This window comes from Crocosphaera sp. UHCC 0190, assembly GCF_034932065.1.
Taxonomy (GTDB): domain Bacteria; phylum Cyanobacteriota; class Cyanobacteriia; order Cyanobacteriales; family Microcystaceae; genus UHCC-0190.
Genome location: NZ_JAYGHP010000001.1, coordinates 513806 through 536045 on the forward strand (window position 1 = coordinate 513806; position 22240 = coordinate 536045).

The following is a 22240-nucleotide window of genomic DNA, read 5'->3' on the forward strand; positions in this document are numbered from 1 at the left end:
AAATCATGGTAAAAATTTATTTACAACTTTTACAAAAAAAACGTTCTTCTGCTGGTTGGACGTTAGCAGAATTATTGATTGCTGCTGCTTTAACCTTAGTGGTTGTTATGGCGGCAGGATGGGGTTTAGTGAACATTTTACGGGAAAGTAAAGTTGCCAATGCCACCTCAGAAATGCAATATGATCTGAACCGTGCCGCTGAATTTATCACTGAAGAAGTTCGCGGAGCATCGGTAATTGAAACCAGCTTAACGGATGATGATTTTAAAACCTATGCCCCTGATTTTAATCCCACGGGTAAAACGCCAGTTCTGATGCTCAAAAATCCAGAATTGCCTCAACGGGTTGTTTATTATATTAAAGACGCTGATTCCACAATGCCTTGGCGTGGCCCGGCCGTTCTTTATCGTTGGGGGCCATCTTTTACAGACGATGGTACATACGATTCTGATACAAAATCAGACACCAGTAGCTGGCAGAATGAGGCCCTAGTTGACATGATGTTAACAGCCTTAGATCCGGAGCAAAAACAATGTAGAAACTTACCCCCTGATGTGGAAAGTCCTAACACCTATATTGCCACTGATGGTCAAGGTAAACAATGGTATCGTCTCCCTCAAAAAGAAGCTGATGTGAAAGGATTTTTTGCCTGTGTCCGAGAAGATAAACAACTGGCCCAATTAAATATTTATGGGACGACTGTATACACGAATAAAGACGGCAAGGCAAAGGGACAACTACAAACAGTTGCTTCTGGTAAAGAGAACTCTCGCTTTGATACCAGCTATGAAATCACAACTCAAGCCTTTGCTCGCTCAGAAAAGGTCGGCAGTAATGGAGAAGATATTCCCAATTATTATGTTGAACCGAACACCAATATGATTAATCCAGAAGAATATGGTAAGGCACAAATATCAGTATTAAGCTTGAATATTCCCTGTATGGATGGTTCTAATGCCGATCCGAATACAGTTACAACAATGGTCACTCAGCCTGATGTTACTAAAACAATTGGCAGTCCAGTCACAGGAACCAGTTCTAATACCCCTGGTGATTTTGAGGAGGACGAAGAACTAATGGTAGAGATCTCTGACGATGGAATTTGTACATTTGCTAATACCATTCAGCTATCTGATACATCTTTCTCACAACCTCACGTTAAATATGCTTCCAACGATAGCAAATATCTACAGTTAGATAAAATTATTACTGATGCTACTGAACGAACAAAAATCGCAACAACCTTGAGTAGTAAGGGTTTATTGCAATCAGATGGCAACACTTTAAAGTTAGCGGATAACCAAATTGTTTATTTCTTTGAATTTGAGTTTAAAGAACTTGATCCTATTGCTAAAACATATGCTTCTCAAATTGATGCAGAGTACAATGATGCCGTGATTTTGGTGAATCTGTCTAAGTAATAAGCAGATGGGGACTGGTAGGGGTCAACGGCCGTTGACCCCTACAATTGTTTCTCTGGTCTGTAATGATTGAGTAGAAAACATTTTGTTGAATACTCAATCATGAACTGGTGGCAAAAACTTCAAAATAATCCTTTAGCCCGTTTTGGGGCAATTTTACTCATAATTTTCTACATCGCAGTTATCGCAGCCGATTTTGTAGCTCCCTACGATCCCTACTCATCCCAAGCTGACGGTTCCTTACTACCCCCGACACAGATTCATTGGACAACGCCAACAGGTGAATTTATCGGCCCCCATGTTTATCCCACAACCCAAAGTCCTACCAATGTGGAAACGGGTAAACGCACCTTAAATGTTGACTTTGAGCAACCTTCTCCCCTTCGCTTTTGGCTAAAAGGGGATAGTTATCAACTTTTTCAAATTCGCCTCCCCTTACCTCCTTCTTTTCAAGAAGTGGAACTATTTAAAGGAATTCCTGTTAATCGTCATCTTTTTGGCACCGTTGGCCCCGCTAAAATCAATTTATTGGGAACGGATGAACAAGGGCGAGATCAATTTAGTCGCCTCTTATTTGGGGGCAGAATTAGCCTCTTTATTGGCTTAGTTGGCATTATTATCTCTTTCCCTCTGGGGATGATCGTTGGGGGCATTTCTGGCTATTTTGGCGGCTGGATTGATGCGGTTTTGATGCGTCTGGTGGAAGTTTTAATGACCATTCCTGGGATTTATCTCTTAGTTGCCCTGGCCGCTGTGCTTCCCCCTAGTTTAACCAGCGCACAGCGATTTTTATTAATTGTGTTGATTACTTCGTTTATTGGTTGGTCAGGACTTGCTAGGGTAATTCGGGGACAAGTTCTTTCTTTAAAGGAACAGGACTTTGTACAAGCGGCCAAAGCGATGGGGGCTACTCCTTGGCGCATTATTGTCCGTCATGTTCTTCCCCAAACGGCAACTTATATCATTATTTCTGCTACTTTAGCCGTTCCTGGTTTTATTGTTGCTGAATCAGTCTTAAGTCTGATTGGGTTAGGTATTCAACAACCTGATCCCAGTTGGGGCAATTTACTCTCTGTTTCCACTAATGCCTCAATTTTGGTGCTGCAACCCTGGTTAATTTGGCCTCCTGCCCTATTAATCATCCTGACGGTGCTATCTTTCAATTTACTGGGAGATGGCTTAAGGGATGCTCTTGATCCTCGTAGCTTGGAATAGAGGACTGTTTGTATATTTTTGTTACACTCTCCTTGTTGCTAATGATTCTCCCTTGACTTTTTAGGAAAAGTTACGCGAAACTTACAATAATTAGAGTCGTTTCTGCATTAAATGTTAATTTTTGTTAAAATTTGATTCAGATTGCTACAGTTGATCAAGATTTGTATCTTGAGTTAGGCTGGCATCATAAACCCCAAACCCCCATAAACCCATTCTAGAATCAGCCATGACCATGGAAACCCTAGAATTCATTATTTATCCTGATGGCCGTGTTAAAGAAACGGTAACAGGCATAGTCGGAGCCTCTTGTCAAGAGGTAACAGCAGCGATCGAAGCACAATTAGGGCGAGTTATTTCTCAAGAAAAGACCTCCCAATATTACGATCAACCGGTGAATCAAGCAACAAAAGCCACAAATCAGGCGACTTTTAGTGATTGGTAACTATTTCTGCTCTCTTTTGTCAAACCCTCTTTAATTGTTGAGTTACAAAGCAAATGTCACACTTTAGCAACATCAAAACCCAAATTCGTAATCTTACTTCCCTCAAAGCTGCTCTTGATGGCCTGGGAATTGACTGGAAAGAAGGGCCTCATAGCGTTAGAGGTTATCAAGGCCAAACCAAAACCGCCGAGGTAGTGGTGGAACAAGAGAACAATTATGATATTGGGTTTAGTTGGAATGGCAGCGAATACGAATTAGTCGCTGATTTACAATACTGGCAACAACCCTTATCCGTAGAAGGCTTTCTTAAGCAAGTGACTCAAGGCTATGCTTATCATACCGTCATTAATGAATCAGCTAAGCAAGGGTTTCAATTGGCGCAACAACAAAAGAATGAAGATGGTTCAATTCGCTTAGTTGTTCAACGTTGGAGTACCTAATGGCTGATTTTTCCCCTACCCCTGAACGCTCTGGTTTTGAACCGGAGTTAGGGGGCATTTTGCGAGATATCCCTGAAAGAACGGGATTTGAGCCGGAGTTAGGGGGTCAACTTCGGCAACAAGGGGTATATGTAGATGAAGTGACTTGTATTGGTTGTAAACACTGCGCCCATGTTGCCCCAAATACTTTTTATATTGAACCAGCTTATGGGCGATCGCGGGTTTACCATCAAGATGGGGACGAAGAAGACACCATCCAAGAGGCCATTGATACCTGTCCCGTTGATTGTATCCATTGGGTCGATTATACCGACTTAAAGCGGCGAGAAGAACTCAGGAAGAATCAGGAAATCAAGCCCTTGGGGTTTCCTCAAATTCATCGAGATCCTAAGAAAAAGAAAAGACAATTTAGAAAAGACTAATTGTTGAACGTTTTTCAGTTACCAAGAATGTAACGCCCTTAATTGCGGCGTTTTTTTAATCTAAAGGAAGAATACTTTCCACCCCATTAATTTTTTACCAAGGCGAAACACAATGGCATTGCCTAAGCCCAATTCTTTAACCCCTTCAATGAGCAACTGTTCTTGTTCTCGGATAGAATCAAGTAAATGAGGACATTGCACAAAGTCTAGACAAACGACGGTAGAACAGTCCCACGGTTCCCTAAAGACTTGACATTGGGATGGTAATAAATTAACGAGAGTGCGAAATCGCTGAATAGCTGCTTTTTCTAATTCAGCAGTTGTACATTCAAAGGGTAAATGTGGATTGTTCATAAAATCTTCATCATCTAGCAAGAAAGTTAACATAATCTTCAGGTGAGCTTAGCTGAAAACTATTGATTAGTAAGGGTTTGCTCATTCTTAGTAACGCCCACTATTGTCCGTTTAATCATGATCCCTGACCTAGTTATTAAGGTAACACTAATGAGCCAAAATTATTGTAATTGTTTTAACTAAGTTTGCTATTTGTTAAGATGTAATAATAATCTAAAAGTTTGTTAGAATACATTTCTTAGGTTTCTATTTCTTGATTTCCTAACAGGGGTTGTAATCCTTGTTTGGGTGTCCATTGAATTGCACCATCTTGTTGTAGCCAATAGAGTTGAATTCTGCTATTTTGCAATTTTTGTCTGAGGGTGTCTGAAATAAAAGGGGTTGAAGCGATCAGTATTTTCGGGTTAATTTTTTCTAACCAGGTTATGGATAATCTTTTTCCTGACCATAATAAAACGTCAAGAGGTTGACTAAAATCTTGGGGGGTTAAATCGTAAGAGTTGTTACCACTGTTTAGCCATAACCAAGATTGACCAGATATCTCCCATTTTAGCGTAAAGGGTTTCGTGTTTAACAGGTAAATTTTAGTTGAGTCTAGCATGATAGTTTCTGTACTAGATAGACGTTGCCCATTTTCTTGGGGTTTCCCTAAACTATAAAAAAAATGGTCAACTTTTAGATCGGGTTTAAGGGTTAACCAAGAGTTAATATCTTGAGAATTAGGAACAATTATACTTGTGATGTGATTAATTCCTTGTTGAGATAAAAAGGGTAAAAGTGTGTATTTAATGCTGTTTTCATCCCCAAGATTAATCACGGTAATGTTACCACGCTCTTGAATAATTATAATTGGTTCATATCGGCTATTTAAAATTGTGATTTGCAATTGAGTGATGTTTTTATAGATAATTGGAGTCACTATTAAAAGCACCATGAATAAGCTCAAAAACCCCCAGTTTTTTTGGCATTTTTTATTAAAACAAATTAATATTAATAATCCATAAATTAATAACAGAATTTCTAGAGAAATTTTACCGACAGCTAAAGAACTTAAACTGAGCCGAGGAAAGAATTGTCCTAGGGTTAATAATAAATCGCTTGGCCAGGAAAGTAATTGAGCAATATATCCCCCAATATCAGGGGAAATAAAAGTAACAGCAGCACTAATCATTCCCCCAATAATGATTAATGTAATCAAAGGAGTTGTGACCAGATTACAGAGAACAGCAGAAAAACTAAAACTGTAGAATATAGACATAATTAGGGGAGATGTCCAAATTGATGCTGCAACAGGAACAGCGATCATTGAGCCAATTTTTGGAGGTAAGAAATCTAATTTTTTTTGAATTGCAGGACTGGTAACAATTAAGCCAAATGTTGCCAAAAAGCTCAGTTGAAAACTCAAATCCCAAATCCATAAAGGATTGATAATTAACAGGAGAAAACCTGCCAATCCTAAAGAACCAAGAGGATTTATTCTTCTGTCTAAAGTCTCCCCAATTAGAATCATTATTCCCATAAAACTTGCCCTAAGAATTGATGGTTGTGCGCCAGTTAATCCCGTATAAAAACTTAGAATTATAATACCAATTATCAGTTTTTTACGAGGGGATAATGACTGAGTAAACCTTAAGACAAGTCCTAAGATTAATGCGACATGAAAGCCTGATGCAGCTAAAATATGAGCTAAGCCCGATTTAATAAATAAATCCCGAATATCCGGGGGCAAATCGACCGCCCGCCTTCCTAAGAGCATAGAACTAATCATAAGTCCTTTGTTTGCTCCCAAAGAATTAGTGAAAGTCTTAATAATTCGCTGTCTTAATTTTGTCCATGACCAAAATGGTTCTGGCCCTTTAAAGATAATTTTTTCTCCTTTTAAACCAGAAAATGCTCCCTCTTTCGCCAAATAATTTTTAAAATCAAAAGAACCTGGATTTTTTGGCGATCGCGGTTTATATAAACTGCCCTCAATAATAATTGTTTGGCCAGGATAAATTAACTGATTTTCAGCCAAAGGAATTGTGACATAAAGCTTACCTTCTACCAATTTAGAGGGAGTTTGTTGACGAATGATTTCAACTTTTTTGGCTTTAAACCAAAACTTATGACGCTGATTATTGGTCAGTCGTGGTTCAGATAAAACTTGACCTAATACCCTCACAATTTGAGGACGAAAATCTTCTTTAATTAGTTGACTAATATCATTAGGATGAGGTTGAGGAATACGCCATTGCAAATAGAGCGAACCCCCAAGGGCAACGAGAGCAATAATAAGCCAAAATTGACCCCTAGGACATCTACGCCAGGGTTGTTTTAAGAGGAAAAAACTGCCGTAAGTCAAAAATCCGATGCTTAAAATAACCAGTCCCCATTGTAGCCAAGACGGATGAGGGTTAGGAAAACCAAACAATCCCGTTAATAATAAACCCCCAATATAAGCTAAGGTTAAAATAACCCAATGATGGCGACTCATTTAACCTTCCCCATAGTCCCTTGTGGTTGTTTTACCCATAAAACAAATTACCAAGTTATAACCAGATGATTTTTGCTGTTCCTCCCTAAGATAGACAGCTTTGTGTTTTCTAAGTTCTAATTTATCAACATTAAACCGAAAGCTTCTCAATCCTAAAAATTGTTAACAAAATCCTTCAGATCTAAAATTACAGGAGAAGAGTGAGGTAATCTGAAAACATAAGAAAAGAGTGATCATAAAAGGATGAATCTTCCCCTTACGCCAGAAATCTCCCTGTACCAATTAACCCAAACTCTGGGAACCTCACCCTCTGCTTTAACCATCAAAGCCAGTACCTTGAGAGAACGGGTTGATAGCTTAATTCAATTTTTACTCGATCAACAGATTCGGGCAACGGTTTGGGCAAAATTGCCCACTCATCCCCGTTGGTGGGCTACCCTAGAAGCATATCAACAAGAAGGCCTCGCCGAAGAAGTCTATCGCTGTACCATTAGTCGAGGAGGGGGAACCACTCCTTCCCGCCAGACATCCCCAGAGCATTATTCCTCAAAAGATAGCATAACTCCAATTGTTCTAGAAGCGAGTTCCCAACTAAAAAGAGAGTATTTTTGTCTAATTCTCTCCCCTCAATTTTGTAGCCTGATTTTAGCCCAAGAACAAATCCCGTCGGGACAAGAACCCCCTTCAGGACTGTTAGAACCGTCTTTTCTCAAGCTAGTTTATAGTTTTGATCCCGTAGTCATTCAGCGAGTCCTAACGGGAATTAAACGAATGATTACGATTACAGATATTACACCGGTAGAACTTCTCACCGACTCGGTTTTAACTTTTCCCTTACCATCAAGCGTTGATTCGGCCTTGTTAACCCAATTATTGCATCGACAATTACGAGAAAATCAATTGGCCCAAGAGTCGTCCCAACTCAGACAAGACACCCTCCCCAAACAACCAACGGCCGTTAGCTTTCTCAACTTAGGAGAAGACTTTCTTAAAACCCTCACCAGGGAACTAAGTATACCTCTAACCAATATGAAAACGGCCTTGCGGTTGTTAGAGTCAAAACAACATAAACGAGAACTACGTCAACGCTATTTGGACTTATTGAAAGGAGAATGCGATCGCCAAAATATTCTGATTACAGGGTTACAAGAATTAATCCAACTCAACCAACCCCTTGACGAAACAGACCTCACTGTTAAACTAGAAGAGGTTGTTCCAGGGATTGTCAGCACCTATCAAGCGATCGCAGAAGAAAAGGGCATCATCTTAGGCTATACCATTCCCCCAGGGTTTCCCCATGTCACTTGTCCTGGAGTTTGGTTGCGGCGCATTTTACAAAACTTGATTCACAATAGCTTAAAATTTACCCCGGCTAACGGTAGGATTTCTGTACAAGCCGTTCTTAAACCGGAAGGGGTAGAATTATCCGTGAGTGATACGGGTATTGGCATAGAAAACAGCGATCTGCCGAGGATTTTTGACAGTTTCTATCGGGGACGAAATACCCTTCCCAATACGACAGAAGGAATCGGACTGGGTTTAGCCATTGTTCGTCACTTAGTGGAGCAATCTGGAGGCAAAATTGAGGTGGCCTCTCAGGTTGGTAAGGGAACTATCTTTAGAATACTTTTTCCAGTTGAATTATCCTCCTAAAGTTATTAGGTAATATGCCCCAAACAAACCTATGATGCACGGTTTTATTCCACCCCAACGCTTTTTTCCCTATCTGACTTGGACTGAAATTCAGGGGATGAAAGACAAAGAAAATGTCGTCATTGTGCAACCCGTTGGGGCCATTGAACAACATGGCCCCCATTTGCCAATTGTTGTGGATTCTGCCATTAGTATGGGGGTTTTGGGAAAGGCCCTAGGGCAATTAGAACCGGAAATTCCGGCTTATGCCTTACCCTGCCTTTATTATGGCAAATCCAATGAGCATTGGCATTTTCCAGGAACCATTACCCTAAACGCGACAACCTTATTAGCTGTGATCATGGAAGTCGCTGCGAGTATTTATCGTTCGGGTTTTCGTAAACTGGTTTTAATGAATTCCCATGGGGGACAACCCCAAATTATGGAAATTGCGGCTAGGGACATTCATCAACAATATTCAGACTTTTGTGTATTTCCCTTATTTACCTGGCGCGTTCCCCATATTGCCAAAGAATTACTGACACCACAAGAATTAGAATACGGCATTCACGCAGGGGACGCAGAAACCAGCATCCTTCTTTCCCTATTACCCGATCATGTGAAGATGGAAAAGGCAGTGAAGGAATATCCCCAAGGGTTGCCAGAGAATAGTTTACTGAGTATGGAAGGAAAATTACCTTTTGCTTGGTTAACCCAAGAATTAACCCAAAGTGGGGTGATGGGAGATGCAACAACGGCGACTCAAGAAAAAGGCGATCGCCTCTTAGCCTCTGTCGCTGAGGGTTGGGTACAAGTGATCAGGGATATCTACCAATTTCGTCAACCGACTTTTACTTAATCAACCCCTGTAAAAATCAATCAAGGAATAAGCTAAGTAAAATTACCGTCCATTAATGAAATAAATGGCACAATTTTTCTGTAGATTTACGGAAGATTGACGAATATTACTGATAGGGATATTTTCTATTAATTCAACTAGAATTTCAAGAGAAATTTCTGTATTTTTACTTATATATAATTGTAGCAATTAAATAAATAATCCGTATTTTTAACGAGGTTTTTTGAACTATTTTTTCCACCAAAACATCTCTCTTTATCTAAACTTTAAAATAAAATAACTTATTGATTAATTTTTCGGTTAAGAGTTGCCATAAGCTATTAATATATGCCAAGCTTAAGGTAACGGAAGATACCCTGTAGGGGCTAATAAATCTAACATATTTTTCAGATTTATCATTTCCTTATATCAACCAGACTATTTCCTATATTTAGTATCTAGAAGTCAACCTTACTTAAAATACAAAAATGATTATGAGACCTCTTACCTTACTGCCAAAAACCTTAATGGGGGCTGCCTGTGCCTTCTCTATTTTAGGCTATGGACTCGATGCCAGTGCTGCCAATTTAGTCCCAGTAGATATTGAATTAGTCTTTGCCATAGATGCTTCTGATAGTATTTCGTCAGAAGATTATAATCAACAAATTAATGCTCTCAATAATATTTTTACCAATCCGAATTTTTTTAATAAATTTGTTGATCCTTTGCCCACTAAAAGCTTAGCCGTTAGTGCTTATCAATTTGGTACAACTTCTGCAGGGACTAGCAATACTCCTGTGGTGACTAAAATTGTTGATTGGACATTGATCAACGAAGAGCATCCTTCATCAGCCGCGGACTTTGGGCAACAACTGGTAACAGGAAGTCAAACAAAAATTGGTAACTGGTCGCCAATCGGTAATGCAATCGATACGATAGTTAATGATTTACTAACCAATAATTACAAGGGTCACAAAGTTATGAATCTGTCCAGTGATGGATTTAACTTTGGTAGTACCATTCAGCCGTTTTATGCTGCTAGTGATGCTTATGTGGAAGGTATAACCATTAATGTCCTTGCCATACCTGCCTCACAGTTGGATTATGGCCCATTGACTTCTAATGAGAGCTATAAGATTGCCACATTGAGAAAAATTGTTGATCCTTATCCAAATGTTCCAGCTGACTTGAAACCGAAAAATTTTGATGGTAGTCCTGCCTTTGTGATGACAGACTATGCAGATGGACTGGTGTCCTTAGAGGTGGCATTCAGTTCAAAATTATTGAAAGAAACCGTTGGCAGTCTCACAGGTTCAGGTTCATCCACCGATTCAGGTTCATCCACCGATTCAGGTTCATCCACCGACTCAGGTTCATCCACCGACTCAGGTTCATCCACCGACTCAGGTTCATCCACCGACTCAGGTTCATCCACCGATTCAGGCATATTCACCGATGATGCTGAATCAGTTCCCGAACCCAGTTCATTATTGGGGTTACTAGGGATTACTGTATTAGGTTTACTCGGTCAACGTAAACAACGATAATCCTAGACATCATCAACCGGATTTTATATGTCGAACGAGGGACTAATATGCTGACTTCTTATCAACCCATAGGATTATTGTACCTATGGGTTACTTATTTTGGTAAAATTGCCTCTGGACAGAAAATAATCAAGAAGCAATGACCACCCACTATTACGTTTTAGCCAGTCAACGCTTTCTCTTAGAAGAAGAACCCCTAGAAGAAGTGCTTCGAGAAAGAATACGAGACTATCAAGAAAAAAACAAAGAAATTGACTTTTGGTTAGTCAAGCAACCCGCTTTTATTGAGGCTCCAGAACTCACAGAAGTTAAAGCCAAATGTCCTCAACCGAGTGCGGCCATTATTTCTACCAATTCCCAGTTTATAACCTGGTTAAAATTGCGATTAGAATATGTTGCTCAAGGAGAATTTGAGGCCCCTTCTGCCACCATACCCGAACCCTTAGCTTCTTTAGAACCAGTTTCCTAGTTGATACCACACCCTAAAGGGCGAGGTTAATTAGATAAAGCCTGCTTAGGCAGGCTATTTTCTTTGCTGTGTAGAGCCGCATAGTTTGACCTGTCGGCGTTGTTTGGCTTAACCATCTGGGGTAATTTCTTTCTCCTTAACTTCACCCAAGGTTCCTAATAATTCGGCCGGTTTATTATTAATGGATAACTTAACTGCCCCCGCATTTCCTGCCCGAATGATGAGAGTTTCTTGCGCTTTCCAAGTTTGTTGTGCGCCTTTTTCTAAAATGCCCTCATATTCCGTTTTACCATCCACTTCTACCTTTAACCAAGAATCGTCTTCTAGTTGCACGGCGGCACTCACGGGGCCGGTTGGGGCTACCCCAGGACTCACAGTCGGCTCTGGCGTTGGGGTAGCGGGGGCTTCTGGGGGCGTTTCAGAGGCAACGGAAGCGTTGTTACTGACAACCTCTGGTTGAGGGGTTTCAGGCTTTTCTATGGTGGGTGTAACCGATATTGGTGCTTCTGTTGGCGTTGCTAATAGGGGAGAGGGTTTTTCAGAAGAAATAAACTTTTCGGGGTTTGGGGCTGCAGTAGACTCAGTTATGGCTGGAGATTTTGATTGGGACTGGGTTGGGGAATTTTTGACTTGCTGCGTTGGATTATTTTTCGCTCTGGTTTCAGAAACAGGAGGGCGAGAAAATAAATAAAATAGTCCCCCAATAGCAACCCCTAAAAGGAGAAGATAGACCCAAATTAGTTTCAATTGTTTGGGTAAAGTCACCTGAGTTTTTTCCGTTGTTTCTTGAGAGAACTCAGGTAGGTTTCTGGGTTGAGAAGCCACCGTAACCGCCGATTTTTTGGGCTTATGAGTGGCTTTGGGGGGAGGTTCTTGGCCAAGACTATCTTCAATGAGAGGTGGGGCCACCAAATTAGGGGAAATTTCCGGTTTCTCCTCCCTTTGGGCCGCAATTTTGTGAGAGATGGCCTGACCATCTAATTGCACTGCCTCTCCATAACGGCGGATAAACCCTTGTACATAGATTAATTCGGGTAACTGCTCAATGTTACCCCCTTCTAAGGCCTTTAACATCGGCAACCGAATAAAGGTCATAGAGGCTAATTGTTCCAGACTCAAAGCCTGTTTAAGACGTTGTTGGCGTAAATAATTACCAATTTCTTTAATTTGTTCTGCTTGGGTAACACTATATTTGCTCATCGGTCTTTTATGATCAAGAAAGATTTTAAAAAAGAGACGCTAGAAAAGGGGCAGTAGATTCCGAATTATTGTACGGTAACATTGGTAACAGTACCTTGTTCAAGATCAACAGTGCATTCGTAATTAACTTGACTCTGTTGAAACCCAGAGGTTAAAACCGCTGAACCTCTTACCCCTTCTTGGTTGTCAGAGATGTAAAAAGTATCAGCAGAGTCTCGAAATTCGATACGGCGGCCCGTTCCTAAATTGATGCCGATAATACCACCAATATTAATTTGATTGCTAGAGATACGCTGACGAATATTGTCTTGACACAAACGAATGATTTCTTGGGTATTTGCCCTTGGGCGATTGCTGTTGCTACTATCGGGACTATAGCTAATTTTGGTTACTTTTCCTTGTCGAATATCGACGTTACAATCAAACCGATAATTTTGATTCGGTTGTCTTGACTGTTGAATGAGGGCAATACCGCGCACCCCTTCTTCCGTATTAGAAATGGAATAGGTTTCTGGATTTTGATTAAACTCTACTAACCCATCTCTATCTCGTTTGACCACATTTCGCAATTCATCCTGACAGAGACGGATGCTAGATGTTCCGACATTTTCCTCAAAAGTGTAACTCGATTGACTAATTAAGCCATCGGTGACATTAATAGTACAGTTATAGCTCAAGGGTCGTTCATTGTTGCGGCCTTGTATCCTCGCCCGACCTCGAATTGATTGTTGTCCACCAGAAAGGGGCGATTTCTCTACAGAGTCAAAGGTCATATTCACCCTATCTCGGCCTTGGTTGTTAGCTAATTTAACTTTAATTGATGTTTGACAAAGATTAACGATTAAATTATCGACAGTTTCTTGAGCTAGGGTAAGTTTTGGCGGATTAATTAAACTGAGCAGTAAGGTAGTTGTTAGACAAATACTACCCAACTTTTTAGACATAAACATGGTTTGAATCTCCGATTGCTTATCTATTAAAAATTTTATCGTTAGGCTAAAACTTTTTCAACTCGCTCTAATTCTAAATCGGAAAAATAATCAATCGCCCAATCAGAAATCCTCTGCATAAAATGATAAGGATAAGTATTGGCAATTCCCACCACTTGCATTCCTGCTTTTTTTGCGGCTGTAATGCCGATAGGAGTATCTTCAATTACTAAACAATTTTCCGGTTTTAATTGCAAAGTATGATCAATTTGGTTGAGACGGTCAACCGCTAATAAATAACCATCGGGTTCCGGTTTACTGCTGGTAATTTCATCCCCCCCCACAATCACATCAAAATAACTAATTAGCTCAGCTTTGTTTAAAATAAATTCAACTTCAGAAACCAGGGAGCCAGTAACTAACCCAATTTTCAGATTTCGTTGTTTTATTAAAATTAAAAAATCATTTAATTCAGGATAAATAGGGAGTGAGCGCAGGTTATCAATTTCTTGACGATAGTATTTAGTTTTCGTTTCAATTAATTGATCTAAATATTCATCAGAAACGACCCGTCCCCGACGAGATAAAATGTCTTTTAGACAAGCGCGATCACTTCTTCCTAAACACAATTCCTGATACTCTGAGACATCAGGACGTAAGTTTTCTCCTAATAAAAGTTCATTAATGAGATCTTGATGAATTGATTCATCATTAATAATCACACCATTAAAGTCGAAGAGAACAGCCTTTAACATCTCATGTTCCTTGCTTAAAAAAACAATTATTCTCGACTATTATATAGCGTTGACAAACATCTTGGTTGTGACCGTTTAAAGGGCGATGTTACTCTTCAAGTTTTGAAGTTATAGCCAAGGGTTTTTCAAGAGTTGATGTGTTGTGAAATTCAACGTTTTTGCCATCTCCACAGGGAGCTAAAGTTTGAAGGAAAAATTCTTGTGTTTGGTTAAGTTCATTAGCCACTAACACCCTTGCTTGATGACCATGATGCAAGACTTGAGCGCGATCGCATTCTTCGTAAGCATAGATAATCAACAGATCCCCTGGTTGACATAATAAAGCAGCCCCGCCATTGGGACAAATTTCTCCTTTTCCCGTTTCTCCTGGAATCACATAGGTCGAAAAACGATGACCATTATTAAGGTTGATAATATCAACTTCCTCAAGAGGTAAAATACCGACGAGATCCAGCAAGATAGGATCAACGGTAATACTCCCTACATAATTAACATTTGCCTCGGTTACGCGCACCCGATGCAACTTAGCGTGCATTAACCTGATGATTCCCATAGTTTTTAGTTTGCGCTCATCTTCTTTCTATCCTATCGCTCTTACAGTCACAATTGTGGGGAACATTTTTGTCAAGGTTTCGAGAAATTTCGGTGAGGGATGTGACACTTTATGTTGTCGCACCCCGTCGGGTTTATTAGGGACTGGACAGGCTATTAATAGAGTAGCTCTGTTAGCCAGTCTATCAGACCTGTGTGATGAGTGTAATTAGGTGGTGTGAGATGTTTGAGAAATTTTTTGGAGCTTGTACAATTACCTTGGGGCTTTATCTGTGCTTACGATTAAGCAATGTGATTCCTGGGTCTTCTCAAGTTCTAATGTTCAAATTATCCCAACTTGAGCATTTTTCTTGGCCGGCACTTCAAGAGTCGGTAAAGTCTAATGAGCTTTCTAAATTGAGATCTCGGACACCCCTTAGTCCGAAAGTTATCGCTTATTGATGGTTTCCGTCCCTCACCGCTTCTGGGAAGGGACTAAGCTATTGAATCATCTAAATTGTTAATTGAGACTGAGGGGGAGTAGAGACAACGGGTTTGAGAGTTTGTACCAAAACTCCAAATAAGCGTTTTAAATGCACAATAGCTTAGCAACGGGCGCAGGTTTTACCTGATCAAATAAGGGGACAAGAATTCTCAAAACATCCCAATTTACTCCTCACCAGTCCCTTAACAATAAAATAAAGTAATGGTTATTGAGACTCCCAGGAAAATTACGGAAACCACGATCCTGATGAGTGAAATTTCCCTAAAATCCCTCAAGTAAATTTTCGAGATATTTTCTAAATTAAAATCAAGACTCTTCTTATTCCGTCTCAAGTTTGCTTGTCTTAATTGATCGATTTTCTTTTTTCTAGAGAACTAACCTATGATGACTTCTCAACCCCTAGAGGCTTTCTTTACTCATATCCAGCTACAAGCAATTATTCATCAAGTAGAGGAAAGCATTGCCCTAGATTATGCTTGGCTAAACTTTCAGCGTAATAGTGGACAGATTTCTCGACAAGACTATTATGAACTTCTTTGGGAAATCACGGCTGACGCGACAACGACAGAAGATGGGTGGGAATATTACCTTACTTTTGCCGAATGGGTGACTTCTCTAACCAATGAATATTATGTCAAATATTGGTTTGAATTGGAGACTTTTCTCGATATCATCGATTTAAAAGATTGAGTTAAAACTATGATAGAGACGTTATCAATAACGTCTCTAAAAAAAACCTTAATGAAGTAGAAATAAGGTTTAGTTATTGGGGGGTAAAATGACCTGATCAATCACATGAATTACGCCATTGCTGGTCATAATATCAGGTTTAAGCACTGTCGCATCATTGGCTTTAACGGAGTCTCCTAACTCAATCCTAACCATACTACCTTCTACGGTTTTTACCTCTCCCGTTTTCAGATCTTTTGACATGACCATACCCGGTACGACATGATAGGTCAAAATCGCGGTTAATTTTGCCTTATTTTCGGGTTTGAGTAAGTCCTTAACGGTTTCTTCTCCTAGGGCAGCAAAGGCTTCATCCGTGGGTGCAAATATGGTAAATGGCCCTTCTCCTGATAAATTTTCCACTAACCCAGCGGCTTTTAGGGCTGCTACTAAGGTTTCAAACTTCCCCGCAGCGATTGCTGTTTCCACGAGATTCATCTCAGCTTTGTTGGTTTCTTTCACCTCAGAAGATTCACTAGAAGTCTCGTCTTTATTCATTTCAGGATTTCCAGTTTCCGTCATCGCCGGAGATTCATTTGTTTCTGTGGTGACGGGGGCCTCACTAGAAGTCTCATTTCCAGTTTCCGTCGTGGTCGGAGACTCACTAGGTTTGAGTTTATTTACTTCTGTTTCTGTGGTGACGGAGGAATCAATAGAAGTCTCATTTTCATTCATTTGAGGCTGTTCTGTTTCCGTCATTGTCGGAGACTCGCTCGGTTTGACTTTATCTGCCATGGCGGGAGAAAAGGAACCAACAATTGCCATTGTCAATCCTAACAAGGCAGAAAGACATTTAAGTCTGGAATTAATCAAAAAAGATGGTCTTAACATAGTTTTCCTTTCGTGAGTAAAGCATTAGGATAACTTTTCTATAAGATGATATATAAAAGTAAAAATCTCGACAAACCTTAAGCTGTTGTGAATTCAACAAATTTGAATATAGGGTTTTTCAGATGGATGAGATACACTGCATTAGGAGTAAAACCCTTATATAATGGTTTTACTCCTGAATTATCCTATAGCTTCTCATAAAACCACGATGAAAAAAAATGTAACTAATGACCATTCTCAACTCACATCAATTCCCCTTTGGTTAAAACGTCCGATTGGGAAAGCCAGTGAACTTTCTACCGTTCAAAAAATTATTAAACAACGGAATATTCATACTATTTGTGAAGAAGGCCGTTGTCCCAACCGAGGAGAATGTTACAGCAATAAAACCGCTACTTTTTTATTAATGGGGCCCATTTGCACCCGTTCTTGTGCCTTTTGCCAAGTGGATAAAGGTCATGCACCCATGGCATTAGACCCTGATGAACCCCAAAAAGTCGCAGAATCGGTTAAATTATTAGGGTTACGCTATGTGGTCTTAACAGCAGTGGCCAGGGATGATTTAGCTGATGGTGGGGCCCAATGGTTTGTTAAGGTTATGGAGGCCATTCGACAGCTAAATTCTGACACAAAAATTGAAGTGCTAACCTCTGATTTTTGGGGCGGGAAAGAAGGGAAACTTAGTCAAAAACAACGGGTTGAAACTGTCGTTAAAGCTCAACCAGCTTGTTATAATCATAATGTAGAAACGGTTCAACGTTTACAAGGACCAGTGAGACGGGGAGCTAAATATGAGCGATCACTTGATGTTCTAAAATGGGTTAAAGAACTTGAGCCAAAAATGCCAACAAAATCGGGTTTGATGTTAGGTCATGGAGAAACCGAGTCAGAAATTATAGAAACCTTAAAAGATTTAAGAAGGGTTGACTGCGATCGCCTCACTTTGGGACAATATATGCGTCCTTCTTTAGACCATCTTCCTGTGCAGAAATATTGGACTCCTGATGAGTTTGAACACTTAGGAGAAATCGCGCACTCCCTGGGATTTTCTCATGTTCGTTCTGGCCCCTTAGTTCGTAGTTCTTATCATGCAGGAGAGGAAGGATAAGTAATCAATTTCTGAATTTTTGTTGATAATTTATCATGACTAATTCTCTCAAAAAAGTTCTGATTTATACTGATGGTGCTTGTTCTGGCAACCCAGGAAAAGGCGGTTATGGGACACTTTTAATTTATAATGAACACCGCAAAGAGTTATCAGGAGGCTTTCGATTAACGACGAATAACCGCATGGAAATGATGGCAGCTATTATCGGATTAGAAGCCCTAACAATGGACTGTGCTGTTACTTTATATACTGATTCTCGTTATTTAGTGGATGCCATAACAAAAGGATGGGCAAAGAAATGGCAAGCAAATGGATGGAAACGTAATCAAAAAGAGTCAGCAAAAAATCCTGATTTGTGGCAAAAATTATTGACTTTATGTAATCAACATGACGTTGAATTTGTGTGGGTTAAAGGCCATGCTGGACACCCCGAAAACGAATATTGCGATCGCTTAGCTGTACAAGCATCACAACAACAAGATTTACCTATTGATGAAGTCTATGAGAAACAATAAATAATGTTGTATTTCTTATCGGTTCTTCAGGACATATTATTCTAAATTAGATAAAACAAAATAAGATTAGGGTTTAACCGTGTTAAACCCCTACAAATCATTATGATTATTTTTCTATTGTAACCCCCTCCAATTCTTCCTCAGTTAAATCATATAAATTCCGCAATTTTTCCAAAGTTTCCTCATCAGTATCCCAGAAACCTCTGCCATTTGCTTCGATCATTCTTCCCACAATATTACGAAAAGCTTCAGGGTTTGCTTTGCGTAATTTTTCCGCCATTTCCTGATCTAAAGCGTAAGTTTGTGCTGCTTGATCATATACCCAATTATCCTTAAAATCGGCTGTTCCTCCCCATCCTATCAATGCTGTCATGCGTTGGGAGACTTCATAGGCCCCCCCGGAACCCTGGTTAACCATTGCTTGGGCCCATTTTGGATTTAATAGTTTGGTACGATATTCTAATCTTAATAAGTCTTCTAATTTTCGGGGATTAGTATCTTTAGAAAAGCTTTCCACAAAACTCGCGGTCACTTTTTTACCACTTTGTTTTTCTGCTGCTAATTTTAATCCTCCTGTATTACCATAATATTCTTGAATATCCGTTAAACCATATTCTACAGAATCAATTTCTTGGACAATTCTTTCGCTAGTTTTTAATAGTTGATTAAGAATTTCTGGTCTTGCTTGTCCCTTATCTTTTCGTCCATAACTAAATACATTTCGTTTCTCCCAAGTATTAGCTAATTCATCTCCAGATTCCCAGTTACCGTCAACCACTTGATCATTAACTAATGAGCCAAAATCTCCCGCAGGATTAGAAAATAAACGCGCTGAAGCATTTTCTACCCCTTGTTGTTTTAACTGTAAATAATGTTTACGAATAAAATTCTTTTCTGGGGGTTCATCTGCTGTTGCTGCACGTTGGAATAAGTCATCTAATAATTCAATAATATTAACAAAAGTATCACGGAAAATACCTGATAAGTTAGCTAATACATCAATGCGGGGATGTTCTAATGTTTCTACTGATCTTAATTCATAACGAACAACCCGTCCCGTCCCTTCTTTGATGGGTTCTGCCCCAACTAATTCTAATAAGATACCCAAGGATTCACCCTTGGTCTTAATAGCATCTAAACCCCACAATAAAACAGCAATAGTTTCAGGATAATTACCATGTTCGTCTAGATGTTGTTGAATGGTTTTCTTGGCGATTTCTCGGCCTCTTTCATAAGCAGCAGGAGAAGGCATCCTGTAAGGATCTAAGGCGTGTATATTTCGTCCTGTGGGTAACACTCCTGTTCCGTCTCTGAGCAAATCTCCCCCAGGTGCAGGAGGAATATATTCTCCATTTAATCCCCGTAGTAAATTAGTTAACTCATCGGGAGTTTGTTTGAGTAAATCTCTGATATAAATGGCTTGTTTAATTGTTTCTGATCGTCCATTAGCTGACTCTAAAATATATTGTAATTCCGGTAACTCAGAGGTAATTGCTTGTCTTTCTCTTTCCGTTAATTGTTCTCCAAAATAAGCTTCTAAATAGGAATCTAATTCTTCTTGATTTGGAACTTTTCCAAGGGTATGTAACCCCGAAGAAAATAATCGTTGCTCAACGATTTGTAAGTATTCATAAACCTTGACAAAATAATCATTTAATGCGTTCTTACTAAACAATTTCGCATTTTCAACCGTGAAATCAATCCCTAATTTTCGCCCTTCTTCAAACTTACAATCAGCCGCTAAACCAGAATCAGCAATCTTCTGACAAATACCCTGTTTTAACAGATCATTTTTTTCAGGATCTTCTCTATATTCAGCAATTAATTCTCGCAGTGCCATCAATTCTTTATATAATCCTGCACGTCCGTAGGGCGGCACATTATGGGAAATTAAGACCCCATAACCTCGTCGTTTAGCTAGTATTGATTCTGATGGATTATTAGCTGCATAAATGTACAAATTAGGGAGATCACCTAACAAAATATCTGACCAAGAATACCCCGTATTTCCTAATGGTGAACCCGGCAACCATTCCACCGTCCCGTGCATCCCAAAATGTACCACAGCATCAGCACAAAAATCATTCTGCAACCACTTATAAAAAGCTGCATATTGAGGATGAGGAGTCAAATCTTTTTCAAACATTAATCGCATGGGATCACCAGAAATTCCTAACGGGGGTTGAACTCCGATCCAAACATTTCCTAACTGAATTCCCCCAATTTGAAACTCATCACCATAGGTTTTAATACCCGTATCTTTTAAGGATTTCCACTGTTTTTCTATCCGGTTAGTTAGCAAATATCCTAACCATTCTTCTAACTTTCTAACATTAACCGTTGCACCGCCATTATGTGCTATTTCTGAGTCCTTGTGCGAAATAATTGCTTCATCTGCTTCTTTGACTTTGTTGATTAATAGCTCTCCGTCTTCCGGCAATTCTCCAATACTATAACCCTGTTTTTCTAGCTCTTGTAATAACTTTAATAAACTACGAGGTACATTTAATAAAGCTGCGGTTCCCGTTGCCCCATATCCAGGAGGAAATCCATATAAAATTACAGCGATTTTTCGATCTTTAGGTGCAGTTTGACGCAAATTAATCCAATTTTTAAGCCTTCCTGTTAACCGTTTAACTCGTTCAGGAATCAAGTAAATATCATTACCGACTAATCCCCCTAAAGCAATAGTATCTATCGCCCCATCTAACTCAGGAAGTGCATATAAAACCACACTTTGTAAACCCCCTATTCCTTGTCTTGTCCAAGAATAAATATCTTGAATTAACAAGGGTGCAGCGACCAAATAAGGGATATTTTTTGCGGTTAAAATTCGCTTAGCCACCTCTACCTGTCGCCCTGCTTCCATCGAACCTGCGGGGCCTCCCACTAAAGGAAAGCCTATGGTAGAGACAATTGCATCTACTTCAATGGCATCTTTTGATAGAGAACGAATTTCTATATTGCCTAAGTTTCGTTGCTGGGTTTCGTAAGTCGTGGTTAACCAATCCCTGACAATAACATGACCTTCAACTCCGTTAATAAAAATAGGAACAGGGGTTAGTCCTTGGTCTTCAAAAAAATGAATTAATTGGGGAATATAGGGCTGTTTGGTAATAACGTGCTTACGGTATAAAAGAATTGCAACGAGAGGATTCTCTAAAGATTTTTGTTGTTTATACCAGTTTAAATAGTCGCGGGGAGAACTAAAATAACCGTCATATTCAGGATGGAGTAAACCCATATTTGGGGTTTCGATAGGTTCGGGAATTTCCCCTACTTGTAAACCTAAATATTTATCAGCTATTGTCCAACACATGGCGGCAAAATTTTCAGTACCACCCGCATTCCAATAACCATAAATAATTAACCAGTTGCGTAAATCTTGAACTTTTTTAGCAGGAATAAATTTGAGTAATTTAGGGCCAATTTTGAGAAAACTTAAATAACCTACTAATTTATCTTCTTCTTTCCCACTAGAAAATTTACTGAGAATAAATTGTATGGGTTTAGGCATTCCTTTGGGTTTATCCCCAATCACAAATTTACCCAACTGAGTCAAACTAATTAATTCTAATGCTGACTCAAAAACTAAACGAATGGGGATATTTTTTGCCCTTTCTCTTAACCAAATAACTTGATCATAATCAAAGATTAAACTAGCAAAAAAGACATCTGCATCTTTCAGGGCATTCTCAATAATTTCTGGCTCTTGAGAAAGAGAGCGATCGCTAAATATCTGTATATCTAAGTCTTGACAGCGTGACTGTGCTAACTGTGCCGCTTGACGGTACAAGTCAATGTTAAATGATTCAAACCCAGTAATGACGACGATGCGTGGCATATCCCTAACCTGTAAAGTTTTGTAACAGCCTTACTTA

The 22240-nt window shown here is 39.5% G+C and carries 20 protein-coding genes; 12 read left to right on the forward strand and 8 right to left on the reverse strand.

The features are described from left to right. Positions 1-5: 5 nt before the first annotated feature. The 5 genes from VB715_RS02545 to VB715_RS02565 all read left to right on the forward strand — a co-directional run bounded on the left by VB715_RS02545 (position 6) and on the right by VB715_RS02565 (position 3940). Positions 6-1421, forward strand: coding sequence for a hypothetical protein (locus VB715_RS02545; RefSeq protein WP_323299616.1), 1416 nt, complete (start codon positions 6-8; stop codon positions 1419-1421). A gap of 102 nt (positions 1422-1523) precedes the next feature. Beyond that, on the forward strand, positions 1524-2636 hold the full coding sequence (locus VB715_RS02550; protein ID WP_323299617.1) for an ABC transporter permease: 1113 nt from the start codon (positions 1524-1526) through the stop codon (positions 2634-2636). A gap of 226 nt (positions 2637-2862) precedes the next feature. Continuing rightward, positions 2863-3078 (forward strand): DUF2997 domain-containing protein, encoded by a 216-nt coding sequence (locus tag VB715_RS02555; protein ID WP_323299618.1) that lies wholly within the window; start codon positions 2863-2865, stop codon positions 3076-3078. A 53-nt stretch (positions 3079-3131) separates the two neighbouring features. Then, positions 3132-3518, forward strand: a complete 387-nt coding sequence (locus VB715_RS02560) for a DUF1257 domain-containing protein (RefSeq protein WP_323299619.1) — start codon at positions 3132-3134, stop codon at positions 3516-3518. Then, positions 3518-3940, forward strand: a complete 423-nt coding sequence (locus VB715_RS02565) for a ferredoxin (protein WP_323299620.1) — start codon at positions 3518-3520, stop codon at positions 3938-3940. Before VB715_RS02560 ends, VB715_RS02565 begins: the two co-directional genes overlap by 1 nt. Positions 3941-4000: 60 nt before the next feature. On the opposite strand, the gene VB715_RS02570 is transcribed toward VB715_RS02565, so the two are convergent. Both VB715_RS02570 and VB715_RS02575 read right to left on the reverse strand, forming a co-directional pair. Continuing rightward, positions 4001-4294: a hypothetical protein gene (locus tag VB715_RS02570; RefSeq protein WP_323299621.1), complete on the reverse strand. Its 294-nt coding sequence runs from the start codon at positions 4292-4294 to the stop codon at positions 4001-4003. A gap of 238 nt (positions 4295-4532) precedes the next feature. Beyond that, positions 4533-6770, reverse strand: coding sequence for a ComEC/Rec2 family competence protein (locus VB715_RS02575; RefSeq protein WP_323299622.1), 2238 nt, complete (start codon positions 6768-6770; stop codon positions 4533-4535). 243 nt (positions 6771-7013) lie between these two features. Between VB715_RS02575 and VB715_RS02580 the strand changes: the two genes are divergently transcribed. The 4 genes from VB715_RS02580 (at position 7014) to VB715_RS02595 (ending at position 11256) form a co-directional block, all read left to right on the forward strand. Next, complete coding sequence (locus VB715_RS02580; RefSeq protein WP_323299623.1) at positions 7014-8423, forward strand: DICT sensory domain-containing protein; 1410 nt, start codon at positions 7014-7016, stop codon at positions 8421-8423. Between the two features lie 31 nt (positions 8424-8454). Further along, entirely contained in the window at positions 8455-9261 is an 807-nt protein-coding gene (locus VB715_RS02585; protein WP_323299624.1) for a creatininase family protein, read from the forward strand. Between the two features lie 473 nt (positions 9262-9734). Further along, the gene (locus tag VB715_RS02590; protein ID WP_323299625.1) at positions 9735-10787 is read left to right on the forward strand and encodes a DUF1194 domain-containing protein; all 1053 of its coding nucleotides are present in this window, start codon (positions 9735-9737) and stop codon (positions 10785-10787) included. Between the two features lie 139 nt (positions 10788-10926). Continuing rightward, positions 10927-11256, forward strand: a complete 330-nt coding sequence (locus tag VB715_RS02595; protein ID WP_323299626.1) for an MgPME-cyclase complex family protein — start codon at positions 10927-10929, stop codon at positions 11254-11256. 108 nt (positions 11257-11364) lie between these two features. Here the strand turns inward: VB715_RS02595 and VB715_RS02600 are convergent, their stop codons facing one another. From VB715_RS02600 to panD, 4 genes are all read right to left on the reverse strand, one after another. Next, positions 11365-12456: a RodZ domain-containing protein gene (locus VB715_RS02600; protein ID WP_323299627.1), complete on the reverse strand. Its 1092-nt coding sequence runs from the start codon at positions 12454-12456 to the stop codon at positions 11365-11367. Between the two features lie 65 nt (positions 12457-12521). Next, positions 12522-13406, reverse strand: coding sequence for a hypothetical protein (locus VB715_RS02605; protein ID WP_323299628.1), 885 nt, complete (start codon positions 13404-13406; stop codon positions 12522-12524). Positions 13407-13447: 41 nt separating this feature from the next. Next, positions 13448-14140, reverse strand: coding sequence for an HAD family phosphatase (locus tag VB715_RS02610; RefSeq protein WP_323299629.1), 693 nt, complete (start codon positions 14138-14140; stop codon positions 13448-13450). Between the two features lie 88 nt (positions 14141-14228). After that, complete coding sequence (gene panD, locus VB715_RS02615; RefSeq protein WP_323299630.1) at positions 14229-14693, reverse strand: aspartate 1-decarboxylase; 465 nt, start codon at positions 14691-14693, stop codon at positions 14229-14231. 864 nt (positions 14694-15557) lie between these two features. Here panD and VB715_RS02620 point away from each other — a divergent pair. Then, positions 15558-15866 (forward strand): hypothetical protein, encoded by a 309-nt coding sequence (locus tag VB715_RS02620; RefSeq protein WP_323299631.1) that lies wholly within the window; start codon positions 15558-15560, stop codon positions 15864-15866. A gap of 69 nt (positions 15867-15935) precedes the next feature. On the opposite strand, the gene VB715_RS02625 is transcribed toward VB715_RS02620, so the two are convergent. Then, a complete protein-coding gene (locus VB715_RS02625) occupies positions 15936-16736 on the reverse strand; it encodes a fasciclin domain-containing protein (protein ID WP_323299632.1) in 801 nt (266 codons plus the stop codon). Positions 16737-16944: 208 nt separating this feature from the next. Here VB715_RS02625 and lipA point away from each other — a divergent pair, with 208 nt between their 5' ends. Beyond that, the gene (lipA, locus tag VB715_RS02630) at positions 16945-17844 is read left to right on the forward strand and encodes a lipoyl synthase (protein ID WP_323299633.1); all 900 of its coding nucleotides are present in this window, start codon (positions 16945-16947) and stop codon (positions 17842-17844) included. Positions 17845-17879: 35 nt separating this feature from the next. Beyond that, the gene (gene rnhA, locus VB715_RS02635; RefSeq protein WP_323299634.1) at positions 17880-18359 is read left to right on the forward strand and encodes a ribonuclease HI; all 480 of its coding nucleotides are present in this window, start codon (positions 17880-17882) and stop codon (positions 18357-18359) included. 106 nt (positions 18360-18465) lie between these two features. Here rnhA and bchH read toward each other — a convergent pair whose 3' ends face one another. After that, entirely contained in the window at positions 18466-22203 is a 3738-nt protein-coding gene (gene bchH, locus VB715_RS02640) for a magnesium chelatase subunit H (RefSeq protein ID WP_323299635.1), read from the reverse strand. Positions 22204-22240 lie beyond the last annotated feature (37 nt).

What these genes read in the sequence shown, in the direction of transcription:
- bchH (WP_323299635.1), bottom strand. Translation starts at nt 22,203, where the DNA reads ATGCCACGCATCGTCGTCATTACTGGGTTTGAATCATTTAACATTGAC.
- VB715_RS02555 (WP_323299618.1), top strand. Translation starts at nt 2,863, where the DNA reads ATGACCATGGAAACCCTAGAATTCATTATTTATCCTGATGGCCGTGTT.
- VB715_RS02620 (WP_323299631.1), top strand. Translation starts at nt 15,558, where the DNA reads ATGATGACTTCTCAACCCCTAGAGGCTTTCTTTACTCATATCCAGCTA.
- VB715_RS02545 (WP_323299616.1), top strand. Translation starts at nt 6, where the DNA reads ATGGTAAAAATTTATTTACAACTTTTACAAAAAAAACGTTCTTCTGCT.
- VB715_RS02560 (WP_323299619.1), top strand. Translation starts at nt 3,132, where the DNA reads ATGTCACACTTTAGCAACATCAAAACCCAAATTCGTAATCTTACTTCC.
- VB715_RS02605 (WP_323299628.1), bottom strand. Translation starts at nt 13,406, where the DNA reads ATGTTTATGTCTAAAAAGTTGGGTAGTATTTGTCTAACAACTACCTTA.
- VB715_RS02575 (WP_323299622.1), bottom strand. Translation starts at nt 6,770, where the DNA reads ATGAGTCGCCATCATTGGGTTATTTTAACCTTAGCTTATATTGGGGGT.
- VB715_RS02600 (WP_323299627.1), bottom strand. Translation starts at nt 12,456, where the DNA reads ATGAGCAAATATAGTGTTACCCAAGCAGAACAAATTAAAGAAATTGGT.
- lipA (WP_323299633.1), top strand. Translation starts at nt 16,945, where the DNA reads ATGAAAAAAAATGTAACTAATGACCATTCTCAACTCACATCAATTCCC.
- VB715_RS02625 (WP_323299632.1), bottom strand. Translation starts at nt 16,736, where the DNA reads ATGTTAAGACCATCTTTTTTGATTAATTCCAGACTTAAATGTCTTTCT.
- VB715_RS02570 (WP_323299621.1), bottom strand. Translation starts at nt 4,294, where the DNA reads ATGAACAATCCACATTTACCCTTTGAATGTACAACTGCTGAATTAGAA.
- VB715_RS02550 (WP_323299617.1), top strand. Translation starts at nt 1,524, where the DNA reads ATGAACTGGTGGCAAAAACTTCAAAATAATCCTTTAGCCCGTTTTGGG.
- VB715_RS02565 (WP_323299620.1), top strand. Translation starts at nt 3,518, where the DNA reads ATGGCTGATTTTTCCCCTACCCCTGAACGCTCTGGTTTTGAACCGGAG.
- VB715_RS02580 (WP_323299623.1), top strand. Translation starts at nt 7,014, where the DNA reads ATGAATCTTCCCCTTACGCCAGAAATCTCCCTGTACCAATTAACCCAA.
- VB715_RS02610 (WP_323299629.1), bottom strand. Translation starts at nt 14,140, where the DNA reads ATGTTAAAGGCTGTTCTCTTCGACTTTAATGGTGTGATTATTAATGAT.
- VB715_RS02595 (WP_323299626.1), top strand. Translation starts at nt 10,927, where the DNA reads ATGACCACCCACTATTACGTTTTAGCCAGTCAACGCTTTCTCTTAGAA.
- rnhA (WP_323299634.1), top strand. Translation starts at nt 17,880, where the DNA reads ATGACTAATTCTCTCAAAAAAGTTCTGATTTATACTGATGGTGCTTGT.
- VB715_RS02590 (WP_323299625.1), top strand. Translation starts at nt 9,735, where the DNA reads ATGAGACCTCTTACCTTACTGCCAAAAACCTTAATGGGGGCTGCCTGT.
- panD (WP_323299630.1), bottom strand. Translation starts at nt 14,693, where the DNA reads ATGGGAATCATCAGGTTAATGCACGCTAAGTTGCATCGGGTGCGCGTA.
- VB715_RS02585 (WP_323299624.1), top strand. Translation starts at nt 8,455, where the DNA reads ATGATGCACGGTTTTATTCCACCCCAACGCTTTTTTCCCTATCTGACT.